At 59.2% G+C, this 14,953-nt stretch carries 10 protein-coding genes; 6 read left to right on the top strand and 4 right to left on the bottom strand.

Annotation, left to right across the window (positions count from 1 at the left end):
* Positions 1 to 21 precede the first annotated feature (21 nt).
* Genes E3O18_RS12640 through E3O18_RS12630 form a run of 3 tightly spaced genes read left to right on the top strand, consistent with a single transcriptional unit; the run spans position 22 to position 3,457 of the window.
* Positions 22 to 1,992 carry an AAA family ATPase gene (locus E3O18_RS12640; RefSeq protein WP_134418214.1) on the top strand — a complete coding sequence of 657 codons (1,971 nt, stop codon included), beginning with the start codon at positions 22 to 24 and terminating at the stop codon, positions 1,990 to 1,992.
* Positions 1,989 to 2,381, top strand: coding sequence for a hypothetical protein (locus tag E3O18_RS12635; protein ID WP_134418213.1), 393 nt, complete (start codon positions 1,989 to 1,991; stop codon positions 2,379 to 2,381). The genes E3O18_RS12640 and E3O18_RS12635 overlap by 4 nt, the downstream gene beginning before the upstream one ends.
* A 2-nt stretch (positions 2,382 to 2,383) precedes the next feature.
* Positions 2,384 to 3,457 (top strand): sigma-70 family RNA polymerase sigma factor, encoded by a 1,074-nt coding sequence (locus E3O18_RS12630; RefSeq protein WP_134418212.1) that lies wholly within the window; start codon positions 2,384 to 2,386, stop codon positions 3,455 to 3,457.
* An 839-nt stretch (positions 3,458 to 4,296) separates the two neighbouring features.
* Here the strand turns inward: E3O18_RS12630 and E3O18_RS12620 are convergent.
* The 3 genes from E3O18_RS12620 to E3O18_RS12610 all read right to left on the bottom strand — a co-directional run bounded on the left by E3O18_RS12620 (position 4,297) and on the right by E3O18_RS12610 (position 6,925).
* Positions 4,297 to 5,136, bottom strand: coding sequence for a hypothetical protein (locus tag E3O18_RS12620; RefSeq protein WP_134418209.1), 840 nt, complete (start codon positions 5,134 to 5,136; stop codon positions 4,297 to 4,299).
* 85 nt (positions 5,137 to 5,221) lie between these two features.
* Entirely contained in the window at positions 5,222 to 5,935 is a 714-nt protein-coding gene (locus E3O18_RS12615; RefSeq protein WP_134418208.1) for a hypothetical protein, read from the bottom strand.
* Between the two features lie 441 nt (positions 5,936 to 6,376).
* Positions 6,377 to 6,925 carry a GIY-YIG nuclease family protein gene (locus E3O18_RS12610; protein ID WP_134418207.1) on the bottom strand — a complete coding sequence of 183 codons (549 nt, stop codon included), beginning with the start codon at positions 6,923 to 6,925 and terminating at the stop codon, positions 6,377 to 6,379.
* Between the two features lie 640 nt (positions 6,926 to 7,565).
* Here E3O18_RS12610 and E3O18_RS12605 point away from each other — a divergent pair.
* From E3O18_RS12605 to E3O18_RS12595, 3 genes are all read left to right on the top strand, one after another.
* Entirely contained in the window at positions 7,566 to 9,647 is a 2,082-nt protein-coding gene (locus tag E3O18_RS12605) for a hypothetical protein (protein WP_241978185.1), read from the top strand.
* A 312-nt stretch (positions 9,648 to 9,959) separates the two neighbouring features.
* Positions 9,960 to 10,763 carry a hypothetical protein gene (locus E3O18_RS12600; protein ID WP_198410923.1) on the top strand — a complete coding sequence of 268 codons (804 nt, stop codon included), beginning with the start codon at positions 9,960 to 9,962 and terminating at the stop codon, positions 10,761 to 10,763.
* Positions 10,764 to 10,798: 35 nt separating this feature from the next.
* On the top strand, positions 10,799 to 13,756 hold the full coding sequence (locus tag E3O18_RS12595; RefSeq protein WP_166784924.1) for a DEAD/DEAH box helicase: 2,958 nt from the start codon (positions 10,799 to 10,801) through the stop codon (positions 13,754 to 13,756).
* 464 nt (positions 13,757 to 14,220) lie between these two features.
* On the opposite strand, the gene E3O18_RS12590 is transcribed toward E3O18_RS12595, so the two are convergent.
* Positions 14,221 to 14,802 carry a hypothetical protein gene (locus E3O18_RS12590; protein WP_134418202.1) on the bottom strand — a complete coding sequence of 194 codons (582 nt, stop codon included), beginning with the start codon at positions 14,800 to 14,802 and terminating at the stop codon, positions 14,221 to 14,223.
* Positions 14,803 to 14,953 lie beyond the last annotated feature (151 nt).

The following is a 14,953-nucleotide window of genomic DNA, read 5'->3' as shown; positions in this document are numbered from 1 at the left end:
CCAGAGAGGTCGTTGTTTCACATGCAACTTCTTGAAATAACGCTACTGAATTGGGGCCCTTTCTTCGGGGAGCACTCCATTCAACTTGAGGTCACAGAGTCTGCCCCAGTAATTCTTTTCCGTGGCGAGAACATGCGGGGGAAGACGAGCCTGCTTCGGGCAATCGTGTGGGCCCTATACGGACAAATGCGTGAGCAAGATGGCCGCACCCCCCTCGGCGTTGAACGCATGGTGAACCTGGATGCGGTTGAGACAGGCGAGACGAAGTTCGGCGTGTCAGTGCGCTTCTCGCACAACAATGCTGAATACCTCTTGCATCGTTCCGGTACTGCTACCGCGGAGAGAGGAAAAGTTGTTATCTGGCGCCCTGCGGTCGACTTGATTCCGGCCGGCGGACTCCCGTATCCCTCCGCAAGTATTGGAGATGTTGTGGACGGGATCCTGAGCCATGACATCTCGGACTTCTTCTTCTTTGACGGTGAAATGCTCAATCGGTTCGAAGAGCGACTGCGCAACGATCGCGCGACTGCGCAAGGTTTTGTCCGCGCACAGGTTGAACGTGCGCTTGGATTGCCGTTCATGAAGGCACTCGAGTCGGACCTCGAAACGATCCAAACGTCCATTGCTTCGAGCATGAACTTGGTCCTCAAAAAGGAAAAGAAATATAACGAACTCACCGAGAAATTCAATGCAAAATCTGACGATCTGAACTCCGCCGAAAAGGACCTCGAGAAACTGCGAGAGCACGACGAAGTCTTGGAACGCGAGATCGACGAACTAGACTCCCAGCTCTCTAAGGTCGACGAAATCAAGGATCTTTACTTTGAGCGCAAGAGTCTGGAGAGTGAAGTCGCCAAAGCGGAGGACTCGATAAGAGATGTCCGCGATGGATTGGCCGATCTCACCGAAACTTCTTGGTGGCTCCCCGCGATGGAAACACTTGCGCTTGACTTTGAGACCGCTGAGGCGGAGATCGAGACTGCCGAGACCGCAGATCGCGAACAATTCAAGGTTAGGTACAAGCTTGAGCAATTGGAGAAGCAGCTAGGGACAGGAGTCTGCCCCGCGTGCGGGCAAGCGATCCTTGGGCACAACGAGGCAGAGCTCGAAGTCGAGATCTCTTCGTTGAAGCAAACACTCCTCGATGCACCGGCGAGCACCGTCGATGAAGCTCGTCGCCGCCGCGACCGACTTCGTAAGTTCAACAACGGTCGGAGCGCCCTGCAGCGAGTCTTTGACCAGGAGCAGGACCTCGGTCGTGAGCGTCTGCGCAATGACAAACGGATCCAACGAATCCGCCAGATTTCGGAACAGATCAGTGGAAACACGGTCGACATAGAGAGCCTTGAGCGGAATCTTGTCGATCGAAAGACGAGGCGCAGCCGCACGACATCAGCGATCGCGGGCTTGGAGCTGAAGCGGGGCGCCCTAAAGCAGGAAATTGGCAACTTGGGCGGCCAGATTGCAGACCAGCCTGAGGTCGACCCCACTGACCGAAAGCTTCAGCGAACCGTCCAGGAAGCGCTGGCAACCGTGAATGGTTCGTTTGATAGGTTTCGATCGTCGATGCGCGACCGTGTGGCCGCGACGACCTCAGAACTATTTCACCGGCTCACAACAGAAAAGGAATACACCGGCGTGAGCATCAGCGACGACTACTTGCTTACAGTCCTCGACCACCAGATGCGCCCGCTAAGCATGATCTCCGCGGGAGCTAATCAGATACTCACAACAGCGTTCATCGGGGCTCTTGCGGAATGCTCGGTCGATGAAGCGCCGATGGTCATGGATACGCCGTTCGGACGCCTCGACACCGGGCACCGAGGAGCGATCCTGGATTGGGTCAGTACTTTCGACACGCAAGTGATTCTTTTCGTTCAATCGGGAGAGTATGACCCCCAGCGTGACGCCCACTTGTTAGGCGGAAAGATCGGCCGCGAGTACACCATCGAGAGGCTTTCGCCGACGCGATCGGAGGTGCGCGCAGCATGACGATGAACTCTGAGTCCTCGATCGGCGACGCTGACGATGACAAGCGCACAATCGGCCCATCCGCTTCAAACAAAGACGTTCTCGAGTTACTCGTTCAACAGGGGCACTACAAGACGGCGCTGGGTGCGTTTCAGGCTGCTGCGATGCTCGCGCTCCGCAAGGGGATGGATGTCAGTACGGCTCCGCCGTCGGCCGGAACGATGTGGAACCGTGGATCTGTCAGCTCTCAAGTGTTGGAGTTCCTCACTTGGTATCTTCCGACGCGAGTACCCGCGCGCGCGCTTGAACAGCTCGGAAATCTGGGCACGGCGTACATCGCGGAGAAAGTGAAGACTGGAGGCTACAGCGTCACAGAGATCTTCGAGCTCTCCCGGATGGACTTCGACTGATCGTGACCGTTGTTGGTGGAATCGAGTTGCCCTCCGTGGTTCCCAATCATGACGGGGGAGGTGAGGACGTCGAAGACCTGGAGCGGCTCCTCCAACGCATCGACCTCATGGACCCGAGCTTCGGAGCTGAGCGGCTTGCGCTCGAGGTAGATGACCTTTTGGGACGGGCTAAACCTGGGTCCGAGCCAGCCACGCGAAAACTCCGCGAGAGGCCGACACGACGTGCCCAATCAAATTCGTTTGATTGGTATGCGCGCATGGTCGGCGCGATTCCGCTGCTCGACCCTGAGCGAACCCGCCAGGCAGCGGCTGCCGTTGAAATCGGCCTTCTTGCGGAAGAGCGGTTGGCCGGCCTAGAAATTGCAACAACTACGCGTCGTGAAGTTTCCGAACTTAACGAGCTGGTAGCGAAAGGCCGCGAGGAGTATCGCCTACTGATTGTCGCTAACCTGCGGCTCGTTTTCCATTGGTCGAAGGGAGTTGCGTCTTCGATCGATGAGGATTGGGCGCAGGATGCGTTTCAGGCCGGCTGTTTAGGGCTCATGCGAGGGCTCCAGGGTTGGGACCACGCGAAAGGATTTGCGCTCAGCACCCTCGTTTCCTGGAATATCCGCCAAGCAATCCAGCGCTGGCGCGCAAATGATGTCCTGCTGATTCGCATACCCGTGCACGTTTGGGAGGGGCTCGACTCGGTCGACGGTCTCACGCCGGAGTTGAGGGCTGCAGCGTCCCGCGCCCAGAACATCTTCTGCCTTGACGAAATTGACCCGGAGTCGGTCATTCTCGAGTCGGACGGGGGCATACAAGACCTCGGCGACCGCGTCGATCGGCGGCGTCTCGTCTTGAGCATGTTGGACGCGCTGAGCGAGAAAGAAGCCGAGGTACTTCGTCTCCGATTTGGCCTGAGTGACTTTGAATACAGTGCCGGTCAAGCCGATGACGCGCCGATGACACTTGACGCGATTGGCGAGGTGTTTGGGGTGACCCGTGAGCGAATTAGGCAGATCGAAAGAAAAGCTCTCGAAAAACTACGCTCGGGGCTTGTCGAGCTTGATCCCTGGCGGGAGCCTGCCTAGAGACAGTTGAAGGGCCGAACTGAAATCCATTCCGGCATGAGCTCGTGAAGTGTAGCGTTGCCACCGCGAGGGATGGCGCGGTTGTGCTCCGACAGCCCAAGCCTCTGTTCGTTGACTGGCGATCAAGTTCATGACCCATGCAACCTGCTCGCGTTGATGATTTCTGGCCGGTCCTGTCGGCTCTGATCCCCAAGCAAGAAGCACGTCGTCCGCATCGCCTAGGGCCTCAAGGATTGCTGGGCGGGACGCGAGCCACGGAGCTGCGCTGTTGCCAACTGTGGCTACCTCTCTTACGTCGTTTGTTGCCACGTCCAAGAGATTGCAGATTGACACTCGCGAGACACCCATCAGCTCCGAGGCCATTCGAACGCGAGCGAGGGTTCGCTCTCCCGAAGTCGTCAGCGGCGGCGTTGCAAGAATGACGGCGAGGTGTCCATCTAGCGGGTGCGGCATGGTCCTATTATTCCGCACACATCCATCACGCTCATCCTGGCAGCACAAGCTCTGACTCGTGTGCGCCACGAGGAATTACGGGACGGTGGAGCACGCTCGGGCTGTCGCGAAGGGTATGAGGCATTCGCTGGATGGGCGACGTCGACCCGTGTCGCGACGAAGTCGGTTCGCGAGTTCGCTGGGGCCACTGGGACGGTCGGTACGCTCCTTCGGCCCAGCAGGGCGGCCGTCCTGCTCCTTCCGGCAGCAAGACACCCTGACGCACGGCACGGCCCCGGGGGATCAGGGGCCTGTGGCGGGGTTTCGTCCCCGCGGACCTAACCAGTATTGACTGCTGAGATCGTGGAGCCGAGCAAACGTGACGACTCACCGTGCAACCGAGCTAATCAGTTACCGGCCGCGTGGTAGCTGTGCCGGCCCGTGAACCACAACCCCGTCTGATAGGACTTTCGATAGGTACCAAGAAAGCCCACTGGTCGGACAAAGACGTCGACTCGCCACGGAGGTTTGTTGCCTTCCGGCAGCTTCGACGCTTTCTTCGCAAGGTCGTAGTGCCAAGCGTTCATGGTGTCGGTCACGAAGACAGCACGCCGTTCAGTTCGGGAGGTCACCGTGAGCGTCGATGCTGGGTCTGGCTCCCCGCCCTCCCCGGTGTGACCGGAGAGGTGCAGTGGATCCCAGCCTCCTAGAAAATACTTCGATTCTGAGAGCTCACCCGCACGCTCAATGTCAGCTGCCCATCGAACCCAGCGGTCGGGAAGAGGTTCGCGTTCGGTAGGCCATTCGGCCCAAGGTTGAGATTCCGGGGCGAGAAAAACCGGCTGGCCTTTCAGAAGCCATGCCAGATACGCGTCGACGTGGCCGTCTGCATCCCAGACCGCCAAAATCAACGCCATCGTTGGATCCTGGGCGGGTTTCCCTTGGTCGTACCACCATCGCAAACCGCGATCGGGGCGCGCCCATCCCAGCCTGTGAAGCAGCAGGTAATGCAGTGCACCCCAATAGCCCAACCGCTGCTCATGCGGGTCGTTGGTCTCCGGTGCCGCGGGCACCATCTGACCGGTGAGCGGAGCTGCAAGGGCTTGGAATACGCCGGGAACACCCCAGAACCATTCATACTGGCCTCCGTATTGCGCTTCAAGCTCCTGAGAGTGGACGACGTCCAAGTGGGAAAGCAACGGCTGCCCACCGAACCCCTGTCGATTAACCGAGAATTGTTGTTTCACTATTCGGTACTTAGCCTCTCTGCTGCGGGCACTGTGCGTCGACGGTCTCGTGCGTTCTTGAGGATTCGCACCGTAAATTCGACGCTCATCGGTGTGTATCTCCACCGGGACGGACTCGCGTAGCTCCCGGGTAATACTCATCGATTTCCTGGTACGTGTGCTCGGAGATTACAGCGTCGCGACGATCCGCGAGCTCGTCGACCGACCAGTCCGACTTGGTCCAACCGGGGAATTTCCACTGGAAAACCTCAGGGCAACTGTCGTCGACGATTAGGGCGAAGAGACCGAGGAACAGGACTTGCGCGTCCGATGAACTCACGAAATATCGCACACCGTCAGTCGGGTCCGCGGCATCGAGATCGAACCCTTTCGGCACCACAGCAACCCAGTCGTAGGCCCGCATATCACCGGGTGTGAACCAGCAGATGTCGGCGCTGACGAGCGCAGATGTGCCATCTGCCTTCTTCGCGAAGAACCCGGTCGGCCCCTTCGGGGGGATCACCGCTTCGTAGTTCAGCGTGCCGGTCGGCGAGCAGGCAATCATGATGTGCGAAATATTCGCTCTCTGGAGTTCATTGAAACCCCAGAAATAGTAGTGAAATTCTTCTTCCCAGTAGCTCAGCCCGTGACACAGATTGAGCATCAGCGCATCCGAAGACCACTCAGCGCTCTCGACGACCTCGTAGTCGTCGGCGTCCCTGCTACGCAGTTGCCTAAGGATTCCGGCACGTTCAGCCGGTGTGAGATACATGACTACTCCAATAGGTTTTTCACCGGGTACGCCGGTTTCAACGCTCATCGTGATGGCCCTTCCTGAGCTGGTAGTTAGGTGCTGCAGCGAGAGTGTTGGAGTGCTTGGAAGCCGGCGGCGAGCGTTTGATGGTGGCCTCACCCACTTATGCGGCACGACGAATGATTGTGCAGGCTGACCTGTCGACGATGCGAAAAGGTTCGTCGGTGCATAGCTGAGTCATTGGCCCCCCCCCGGATCACATCGCTCCCTGTGCCGGGAGGTTGTGATCATCTTGTCAGTAACAACTGACACACCATCTCGTGCGTAGCTGGCGCACCCTGTTCGGTTCTGACGACGAGCGGAAGAGTGTATGAGCAGTTCCGCGCACATCGTGCTTGAGAAAGTGGGTGTAGGACGCAATCGGCGAGCGGCACCGTGCGCAGCGGTGGGAGCGATCGCACGGTTCGGCGGTGTCTCGCGGGCACGGCGCGTAGTCCCGCTCGCGGCTTACGACAGGCCAGCCGCCGCCGAGGCAACCTGGCGGCAACGTACTCGCAGATCGTCGAGTTCGGTCAGAGCCAACGGGTTGCCGTCCAGGTTGAGCAACGGCGTGTGCTCAAGGATCAGTGCAGTCTCGGTGGTCGGCACGTCGCTCATCGGCAGCGTCCGCCAGCTCACCTCGAGGTTGGCGTTGATCCACTGCGCGATGGTGTCTCGGTCGGGCTTCTCGAAGCTGAAGTTGTACTTGTTTACCTTGTTCGAGAGTGAACCGGCCCTCGGGCGGAACTCCAGAACGGCTCCGATGCTGCGGAAGAACGTGCCGTGCCCACGACCGCGGAGCTCGTTTCTGAGCATCCGGCTTTCGAGTGACGTTGCCTTCCCAATGTAAATCAGGCGCGATAAGCGCTCGCCGAGTAGCGATTCGAACGGCTCTGGCAACGTCGACCCGATGCGGAGACGGATGGCGTAGATGCCGGGGGAGGATGGCACGTCGGCATCGATGGACTCGGCGGGACGGAATGAGGCGTCGTTGACGAGGTCTGCAGCAATGGTCACGACCCCGAGCCTAGGCCTAGGGTCGGACGTCGAGGTGGATAGCGCTTAGCCATGACCCAGGGAATGAGTGACCATGCTTTCGTCGCGGAGCATGAGCGCGAGCCTCTTCTCTGCGGGGCGCTGGTCACGCGGCGCCTTTCTGCTCGAGCAGCCTTCTGTTCTTCGGTGAGTGACAACGCCGTATTCGATGGCCTGAGCGTTGCTCCGGTTGTTGGCGGTGTCGAAAGCGCGATCAGCGCCATGGCCCCGCCGGCCACGCACATCCGATGGAATGGATGCTTTTCAGGAGGCATGCGGCTTCGGGCGGAAGCCGGGGTCTATTTCCGGCCGACGTCGACAGCAAAGTTGGACCTGCCGACTTCGTCGCTGGCAGTGAAGTTGCCCAGGTTGCAGACTTCATACAATCGCCAGAGGAGTTCACGGGTTCTGCCCGACCTAGCCGCTCGGCGTGGCCACCGCCACCCATTCGCATTGCTAGCCTGCAGATATGCAGCATTGCGTCGTTGGTTTTGAATTCACGGGTGACCCTTTACTCGAAGGCGCGTTCCTTCCGTTTTGCGAGGGTCTGACTGTCCTGTACGGCCTAAACGGAGCCGGGAAGACTCGCCTAGCCGAAGGCATGCGTGCCGCCCTCACTGGAGTGAAGTCGCACATTGACGTCAGCATGATCGTGCGATTGCAGGTGCCCACTGAACTGGATCTGAAACACGATAGGTCCCAGGACGAGCAACCAACTCCCGGCGCAGGGCTGCTGGTGGCCATTGCCGAAAGATTCGCAGTGCCTGCTGACTTCGAGTTTTCAATGGAGAATCGCCAATTCATTACCGTCAGCACAGCAAATGAAATCGTTGACCGGTTTATTCGGGCGCAGTTTGACGCGCGCTCCGACCGAGCAGAGCTCCGTGACGAGGTCGCCGCAGACCGCCTGTTCCTGATGCATCCCGCCGGCACCTCGGCCGATCCCAGTTGGGACGTCTGGCCCGTGGCGGACCCAACCGGCCCAGAGGTCCGTATATCTTCAGAACGGCTGAACCGCGCAGGCGACGAAATCGAAGCGCTGGAATACTCCGATGAAGGCATGGAAGTATTTCACGAAGCAGTCTGGAGTACACCGCTCCGAGGGAATAAGGCGAACCACTTGCTCACCAGAGCGCGCCGCCGATTCTATACACCGACGTTCATTCCTTACTCAGGGGAAGCATCACCCTTCGAGCCCCTCCATGCTTTCACGGTCCAAGGAGCGATCGACCTCGGCATCGATGTTCTCCCGGTGACTGATGATCCGAACGCGGACACGATCGACTATCTCGGTGAGATCGTGATCCGTGCTGCCTCTATTGCAAGGACTTGGGAGGACACCGACACGTCGGCCAGGGGAGACAGCATTCGCGATGCTCTTTCGAGCGGATGGGGTTTAGAGACCGCACGCAGTCACATCGAACACAAGTCGCGCTCGCGTTCCGGGGGCGAAGACAGTTCAGAGGACTTCGACGAGATTGCAGTGCTGACGGGGCTCGTCGATCGGTTGGCAGGGGAGGTGTCGCTTGAACTGGAAGTCTGGGCGACAGCAGCGATCGAGCAGATGATGATCGACGCACCGACGCCCGTGCTTCAGCTGACTCCCGCTGTTACGCGTTTTTCCAATCCAGCGGCGCAATGGCTATTTAGGCGCGGGGGAGGCGGCCGGCTGGTCAGCTTCGAGAATCTTTCTCGGGCCGAACGAATCTGGGCCGGTGCAGCCGTTGACGACGCGCTCTACTGGCATCGACGGGAGCACACCTCACGGCCCGGCGACGAACTTCGACCCGTCGTCATGATCTTGGATGAACCGGAATCCGCGCTCCACCGCTCCGCGGAGGCGCACACCGCTCGCGCCCTGGTCGACCGAGCACGGGATCCACGCAGAATTATTGTTGCCGCCACTCACTCCCCGGAATTGCTCGATGCGCGGGAGGCACGCATCATCGAAGTCAAACGAGGTGGTGGAACGAATGGTGCCTCCGTGGTCCGCGAGCTCAACCTGGCCGACAAGGCAGCACTCGGTGAGCTCGGGTTGACGCCGAGTGACCTCTTACGATGGCCGCGAATCTTCCTGCTCGTGGAAGGTGCACACGATGAAGCGCTGCTCGACGCCTTCTTCGGAGATCGACTGCGCGCGGCCCGGGTTCTAATACTGCCGCTGCGCGGGGCCACGAAGCTCCCGGGGACGATCGACAGCAGGGTGCTGTTCGACTTCACCGGCGCGCACCTCGTTGCCCTAGTCGACAATCAGGACCCCCAACAACTTAGTGTGGCCTGGGCGCAGGCGCTCGAAAATCGAGCATCCGGCACCCTAGAAACGGCGACCGCCGGTCTGGCCGACGCCGTACTCGGTGACGCGGACGAAGCTCGATTCCTCCGCGAATGGCTCACCTCAGCGCTTCGGACCGGGGTCGAGAATCGCGTCACACCGTACAGCCTGAAGGCCAAGGACGTCATCGAGTACGTGCCGGTCGGCTCCCTCCTGGACACGCACGCGTCCTGGGACGTCCTGCGGGCGGAGCATGCGGCCGCTCTCGCAGCCCGAAAAGGGGCGCCGAAAGACTTCAAGAAGTGGCTCGAAGTGACCTACAAGGTCGCCATCACCCCGGACCTGCTGCGGGAGGCGGCCCGGTGCGTGGACCGCGTGCCGCACGAACTCGAGCGGCTGATGAAGACTCTGGAGGCGATCGCGCACCAGTGATAGCGAGGCCAGTAGGACGAGGGGAGGGCTCCAAATACATGGCGACCGCATAGTTCCGAAGTTACATGGTCGCCGCCGGGCGGTAGCCAATGCCTGGGCACCGTCGCCGATGATGGCGCGTTTCGGTCCCGCGGACATATGAAGTGTTAGCGGCGGGGCGCCTGCGCCGCAGCGCAATTGCCAAACACCACAGCCGCCGTTGAGAGTAGTAGCAAGCTATCCGACGATAGATTGATCTCGGCGACAGCTAAGCGCCAGGAATCGCCAGGAATACGGCGCACACGCCGAGATCGTTGTATGAAAGAGGAGTGCGTGGACGAACTGGGGATCGATGTCGCACAGAGTAAGGCGTGGTTTCCAACGATCGAGAAGACGGGCTACACGTTCGTGGAAGTAACCGACGAGCAGGCCCGACTGTGGTCCGACACCCTCGGCCTGCCAATTCGCCGATGCTACATTTCAGACGCAGTCCTCGCTCAGCGCGGCGCCATACACGGGTCGTCTCGGACCGATGTTCTCAATGCGAAAACGCCGCCAAGAGGCTCGACTATGGCTGGCGACTTCGGTGAGATTATTGTTGCTCTGTTTCAAGCCGCAGAGTTCAGCCCCGGTTCGCTCCTGGAACCCAAAAAATGGCGACTAAAACACGACCGCACAAAGCCTGCGTCTCATTCGGACATTGTGCAATTCGTCGTACCGACTTGGCCCGTGGCCTCGGACGAAGACTGGATTCTTTGCGCCGAGGTGAAGACTAAATCGACGGCCGGCCAGACCGAGCCCATCGTCGCGGCCATAGAAGACAGCACTAAAGACCGACTGAGCCGACTCTCCAAAACGCTCCCGTGGTTGCGAGAACGTGCGCTCGTGGAGGATCTGGGCACAGTAACAGTGGCGCACCTCGACCGCTTCATCAATCTCACCGAGCATCCCCCCGCCGGACGTCGATTCCGGGCCGTTGCCGTGATTAGCGAGGAGATGGTCCAGACCGAGCTCATAACGCTTCCATCAGACATTCCGGTCGAGTGCGGAGTGGTCGTCATATCCGTTCCGCGTTTGAAGGAAGTCTACGAATCCGTTTTCGAGTCAGTCGAACGCGCCGCGGACACTGCACCATGAGGGACTCGCTGTCTATATGGGCCGACGGTGCGAATGTGGTGCACCAATTACAACGATTCGCTCTACCGACGCTGCCGCTGGACTTTTCGTATTTATTCGACAGAGCCGAGGACTATTACATCTCGCTGGTCGGTCAACTATTCGATCTCCTTCGCGAGCCAACTCAGGCTTCGCAAAATGCGGACGGTCTCGAGTACGGGAGCTGGGCCAAGCTGGCGAACTCGATTGCCCAAGTATCCGCCGTTCTGAACTCGGACGATCAAAAGAGTGAAATGGGTGCAGTGTCTCGTGACTCGGCGCTCATGGCTGCGGTTGCCTTCTACGTTGGCGGATACACTGCCTCCGCGTACGTGACATTGCGTGGTCTTGACCGTGCCGCACTGAGCGACGTTGAGCGTGCTTGCGTGGAGCTCATCACCAAACCCGACAGCCCCGAGTCCTCTTGGATATCTACCGTCAAGAATGCGCTGCGGAGCGGCGACGGTGCCTCGATCAAGAAGGTGATTTTGGACGCTCGCCGGGACGAAACCGAAGCGCTCGACGTCGGCCCGAACGAATGGGTTGCCAGCCATTTCCTCCGCCGGCTTCTGGAGTCATTTGGAAAGAAGAACGTTCGCGCTGTCCTCCCGGGCAACGATCCATCGTTCTGGGATGCTCTCGTCAATTCGTTCCTGGATCGCAAGCCGGCCGTTTGGGACTTCTTCCCTTCTCAAGTCGACGCAATCGAGGCCGGACTTCTGGATAGCGAGCAGACCTACTCACTCCAGATGCCTACAGGTGCCGGCAAGACTGCCCTGATCGAGACAATCTTGTTCCAGCATCTGTCTCAGAGCAGCGAACGCGTAGCGGTCGTTCTTGTGCCCTACCGCTCGTTGGCCGCAGAACTCAAACACAGCGTTGCGAGTCGTCTGAACCGCATGTCGATCAATACGCGATGTGTTTACGGAGGCAGCGTTCCATCCAAGGACGAGCTGGACGGACTTGAAACGGCACGCGCCGTCATCGCGACGCCGGAGGCGCTTCTGGGGTTGTTGGCGGCTGACCCTTCGTTCGCTGAAAAGATTTCGCTGGTCATCTGCGACGAAGGGCATCTGCTCGATGGAGGGGCAAGGGGAATCGGGCTGGAGCTCCTACTCGCTCGATTCCTCGATCAGCGCCAACTGACTCGCCGCTTCATTTTCATCTCGGCGATCGTCCCGAATATCGAAGAAATCAACTCGTGGCTGGGCGGTGCGCATGAGACTGTAGTCCGAAGCGAATACAAACCGACACTGGCTGAATTCGCAATGCTGAAAACAACCGGAAACGGCGCCTCCGCGCAAGTGCAGCTCGAACTACATCCTCACGAATCCGTCGACAGAAGCTACACGGAGAAGGGGTTCCTAAGCAGGCAGAACTTCACCTATCAAAACCCGGTCACGCGCAGGGCGAACCTTTACAACTTCGACAGCATTAAGACTCAGACCATCGCCGCCGCCCGACGTGCTCTAGCCATGGGACCGGTTGCAGTCTTCGCCGCGAACAAGAGCGGGACCCAAGGCGCCGTCGGCTTGGCAGAAGAGCTCATCAAACAGCTCGCATATCCGCTCGATTTGCCCGTTCCGGTCACCCGGATGTCAGGAAAAACGGATCTCGAAGATGCACTCGTTTTCATGGCAACGGAATTCGGAGACGACTGGGTGGGAACCCGCGCGCTCGCGTTCGGCGCGATACTGCATCACGGTGATGTTCCGCAAGAAACGCGGGAAGTGCTCGAAGACCTTCTCCGTCGACAAGTGGTGACCCTCGCAATCTGCACAAACACACTCGCGGAAGGCGTCAACCTGCCTATTCGAACGCTCGTGCTCTATTCGGTTACCCGTCGGACGGCGGAGGGCGCTGCCGTGAATTTGCTCTCTCGGGACATCAAGAATCTCGTGGGCAGGGCGGGCCGTGCGGGATCCACGACTAAGGGTCTAGTGATTTGTGCAAACCCGAAACAATGGGAGCTCGTCAAACCGGTGGCGAACCAAGAAGCTGGCGAACGCGTTGACGGCTCGCTGCTGTCGCTGATCAGGAAGCTCCAGATTTATCTAATCCGGGAGAATCTGGCGCTGTCTAACGAACTACTCGAAGAGTCGCCCGACCTGCACGCATTGATTGATGGTGTGGATGCGACTCTGATCGAGCTGGCAGCTGAGGAGATCGGCGATGATGAACTTCTCACGCTCGCTAGGAATGTTGCGTCTCGCACGTTCACGACCCACCTCGGCACGGCAGAGACCGCCGTGCTCATCGGTGACGTATTTGAACTCAGGTCAAGACGTGTCGCCCAGATCAAAGCAGAAGGACGCCTCAGTCTGATCCGCGACTCAGGTGCACGACTCCGCCTACTCGACTCCGCCGAGCGCTCACTATTCGCCCTAAGAGAAGACTGGACGGACGAGACCGCGACTATTGGCGAGCTACAAGAAAGTCTCTTGACATGGGCATGGGCGCTCCCAGACGTACAGGCTGGGGTCGCCGAAGCGTTTAAGAACGCTCCCGTCGAGATGACGACGGTAAGCACGCTTGTGACCAACTGGATCGCGGGCGAAACTTTCTTTGCGGCTGCGCAAGCTGCCGACCTTGAAATGAACACAGTGCTAGCGGCACATGCAAAGCTGGTCAGCTACGCGCTTCTGGTCAATATCGAACAAGGTATTGCCCTATTGCAGGAGCTGGTCGCCGAAACGGGGGGCCAACTTGCACCTGCTGTACTGGCGTTTCCGGATTCGCTCCGACGGGGCGCAACTGGCGCCAGTGCAAAGCTGCTGATGGCTCTAGGTTTACGTCATCGACGAATTGCAGTTGCTCTCGGCGAGCAGTTGGGGCCAACCATGGAGTTGTTCGAACGGTCCGAAGTGGTGATACATGCCCGGCAACTGCTCGAAAACGATCAAGACGGGTGGATCGAACGGTTCGGTCGGCTCGTGGTCCGCAATACTCTCAGCGACTTGCAGAAAGCTGAATAGTCTGGACTGAAACCAACTTGCTTCGCAGTGAGCCCGTCGAAGCCCACAGAACGTTGGCCCATCAGTGCTGCAGCCATCGCAACCAACCCGAATGTCGTAATCCGATTCCGGTAAAGACGACCGACGATCAAGGGACTTGCCGACGACCTGGACGGGACCAGGACGCGGCCGGCATGTATGGTGCTGGAGACGCGCGACGGAGACTGGCGGGTTTCGGACCTGCTGACATAACCGCTCTTATCGGGCCGGATGGATCGGCGGCATCCGTTATCGCGTCCAGCACAGTGTCTGCGTCAAGGCTCAGACGCCGGCGATTTCTCCGACGAAATTTAGGTCATCCACCTCGCTTCGCGCGGCTACCCGAGGTCGGTGAGACAACATCGCAGCCGCGGCTGATCGCGACCGATGCCGCTGACAGGGCAATCGTCGACCTGGCCGCGGCGGCGTCTCATCCCTAAGGTCATCTACCCCGCGAACGAAAAGTCGATGGTTAGCTCGGGATCGACCCCGGCGATGATTCCGGAGTAGAACGCTTGGGCCTGCTCCTTGAGCGCTGCTTCGTTTTGGGCGATGTACTTCTGCTTGTTCTTGTCACTGAGAATGTTGTTGACCATCCGAGTTTGAACGGCTGGCGGCGTCAGCCAGCTCAGCGTGTTGTTGCTCTCGAGGGCGTCTTCGAAGTCGGGCTTGTCGAAACCGATGCCGATGAATTCAGGGATAGTCACCCGAAACGACTCAGGGCCGGTGGGTTCGATCTTCACCTGTGACCCATCGATGCCTAATTTTGCGTCGAACTTGTACTGGAGCAGCGTCGTTTTCTCGCTCGCGGGTACGGCCACGCCGAGAATCTCTCCATTGCTTTTGTCCCTCGCGACACCCTCGATGTGAAGGCTGAGCAAGGCGACCTCTTTCACACGCGTGACGGACTGAACCACCTGTGAATCGCGTTCGGTCGAGCTGCTGGTGAACAGCGAACTGAGAGCGAGAGCGTTGAGTCCACCGGATGCGAAGGCTGCGCCCGTTGCCGCGACCACCAGCGCGGTCACTAGAAGGAGAGGCCAGAGTAGAATCCTCGCTTTGAAAAAGGTCATGACGATTCAGTCTCCAGTTTTGTTCGACGTCGAGACGCGTAGGAACTCCGCGGTTTGGAATGGCTGCAGTAGATTGCAGCGTCAAGTCCCCTCGAACCATATACGC

It is taken from the genome of Cryobacterium sp. TMT2-42-4 (genome assembly GCF_004402645.1).
In the GTDB taxonomy this organism is placed as follows: Bacteria; Actinomycetota; Actinomycetes; order Actinomycetales; family Microbacteriaceae; genus Cryobacterium; species Cryobacterium sandaracinum.
The sequence above is the reverse complement of the archived record's forward strand: the minus strand, read 5'-3'. Positions and strand labels throughout refer to the sequence as shown.

What these genes read in the sequence shown, in the direction of transcription:
- E3O18_RS12635 (WP_134418213.1), top strand. Translation starts at nt 1,989, where the DNA reads ATGACGATGAACTCTGAGTCCTCGATCGGCGACGCTGACGATGACAAG.
- E3O18_RS12640 (WP_134418214.1), top strand. Translation starts at nt 22, where the DNA reads ATGCAACTTCTTGAAATAACGCTACTGAATTGGGGCCCTTTCTTCGGG.
- E3O18_RS12615 (WP_134418208.1), bottom strand. Translation starts at nt 5,935, where the DNA reads ATGAGCGTTGAAACCGGCGTACCCGGTGAAAAACCTATTGGAGTAGTC.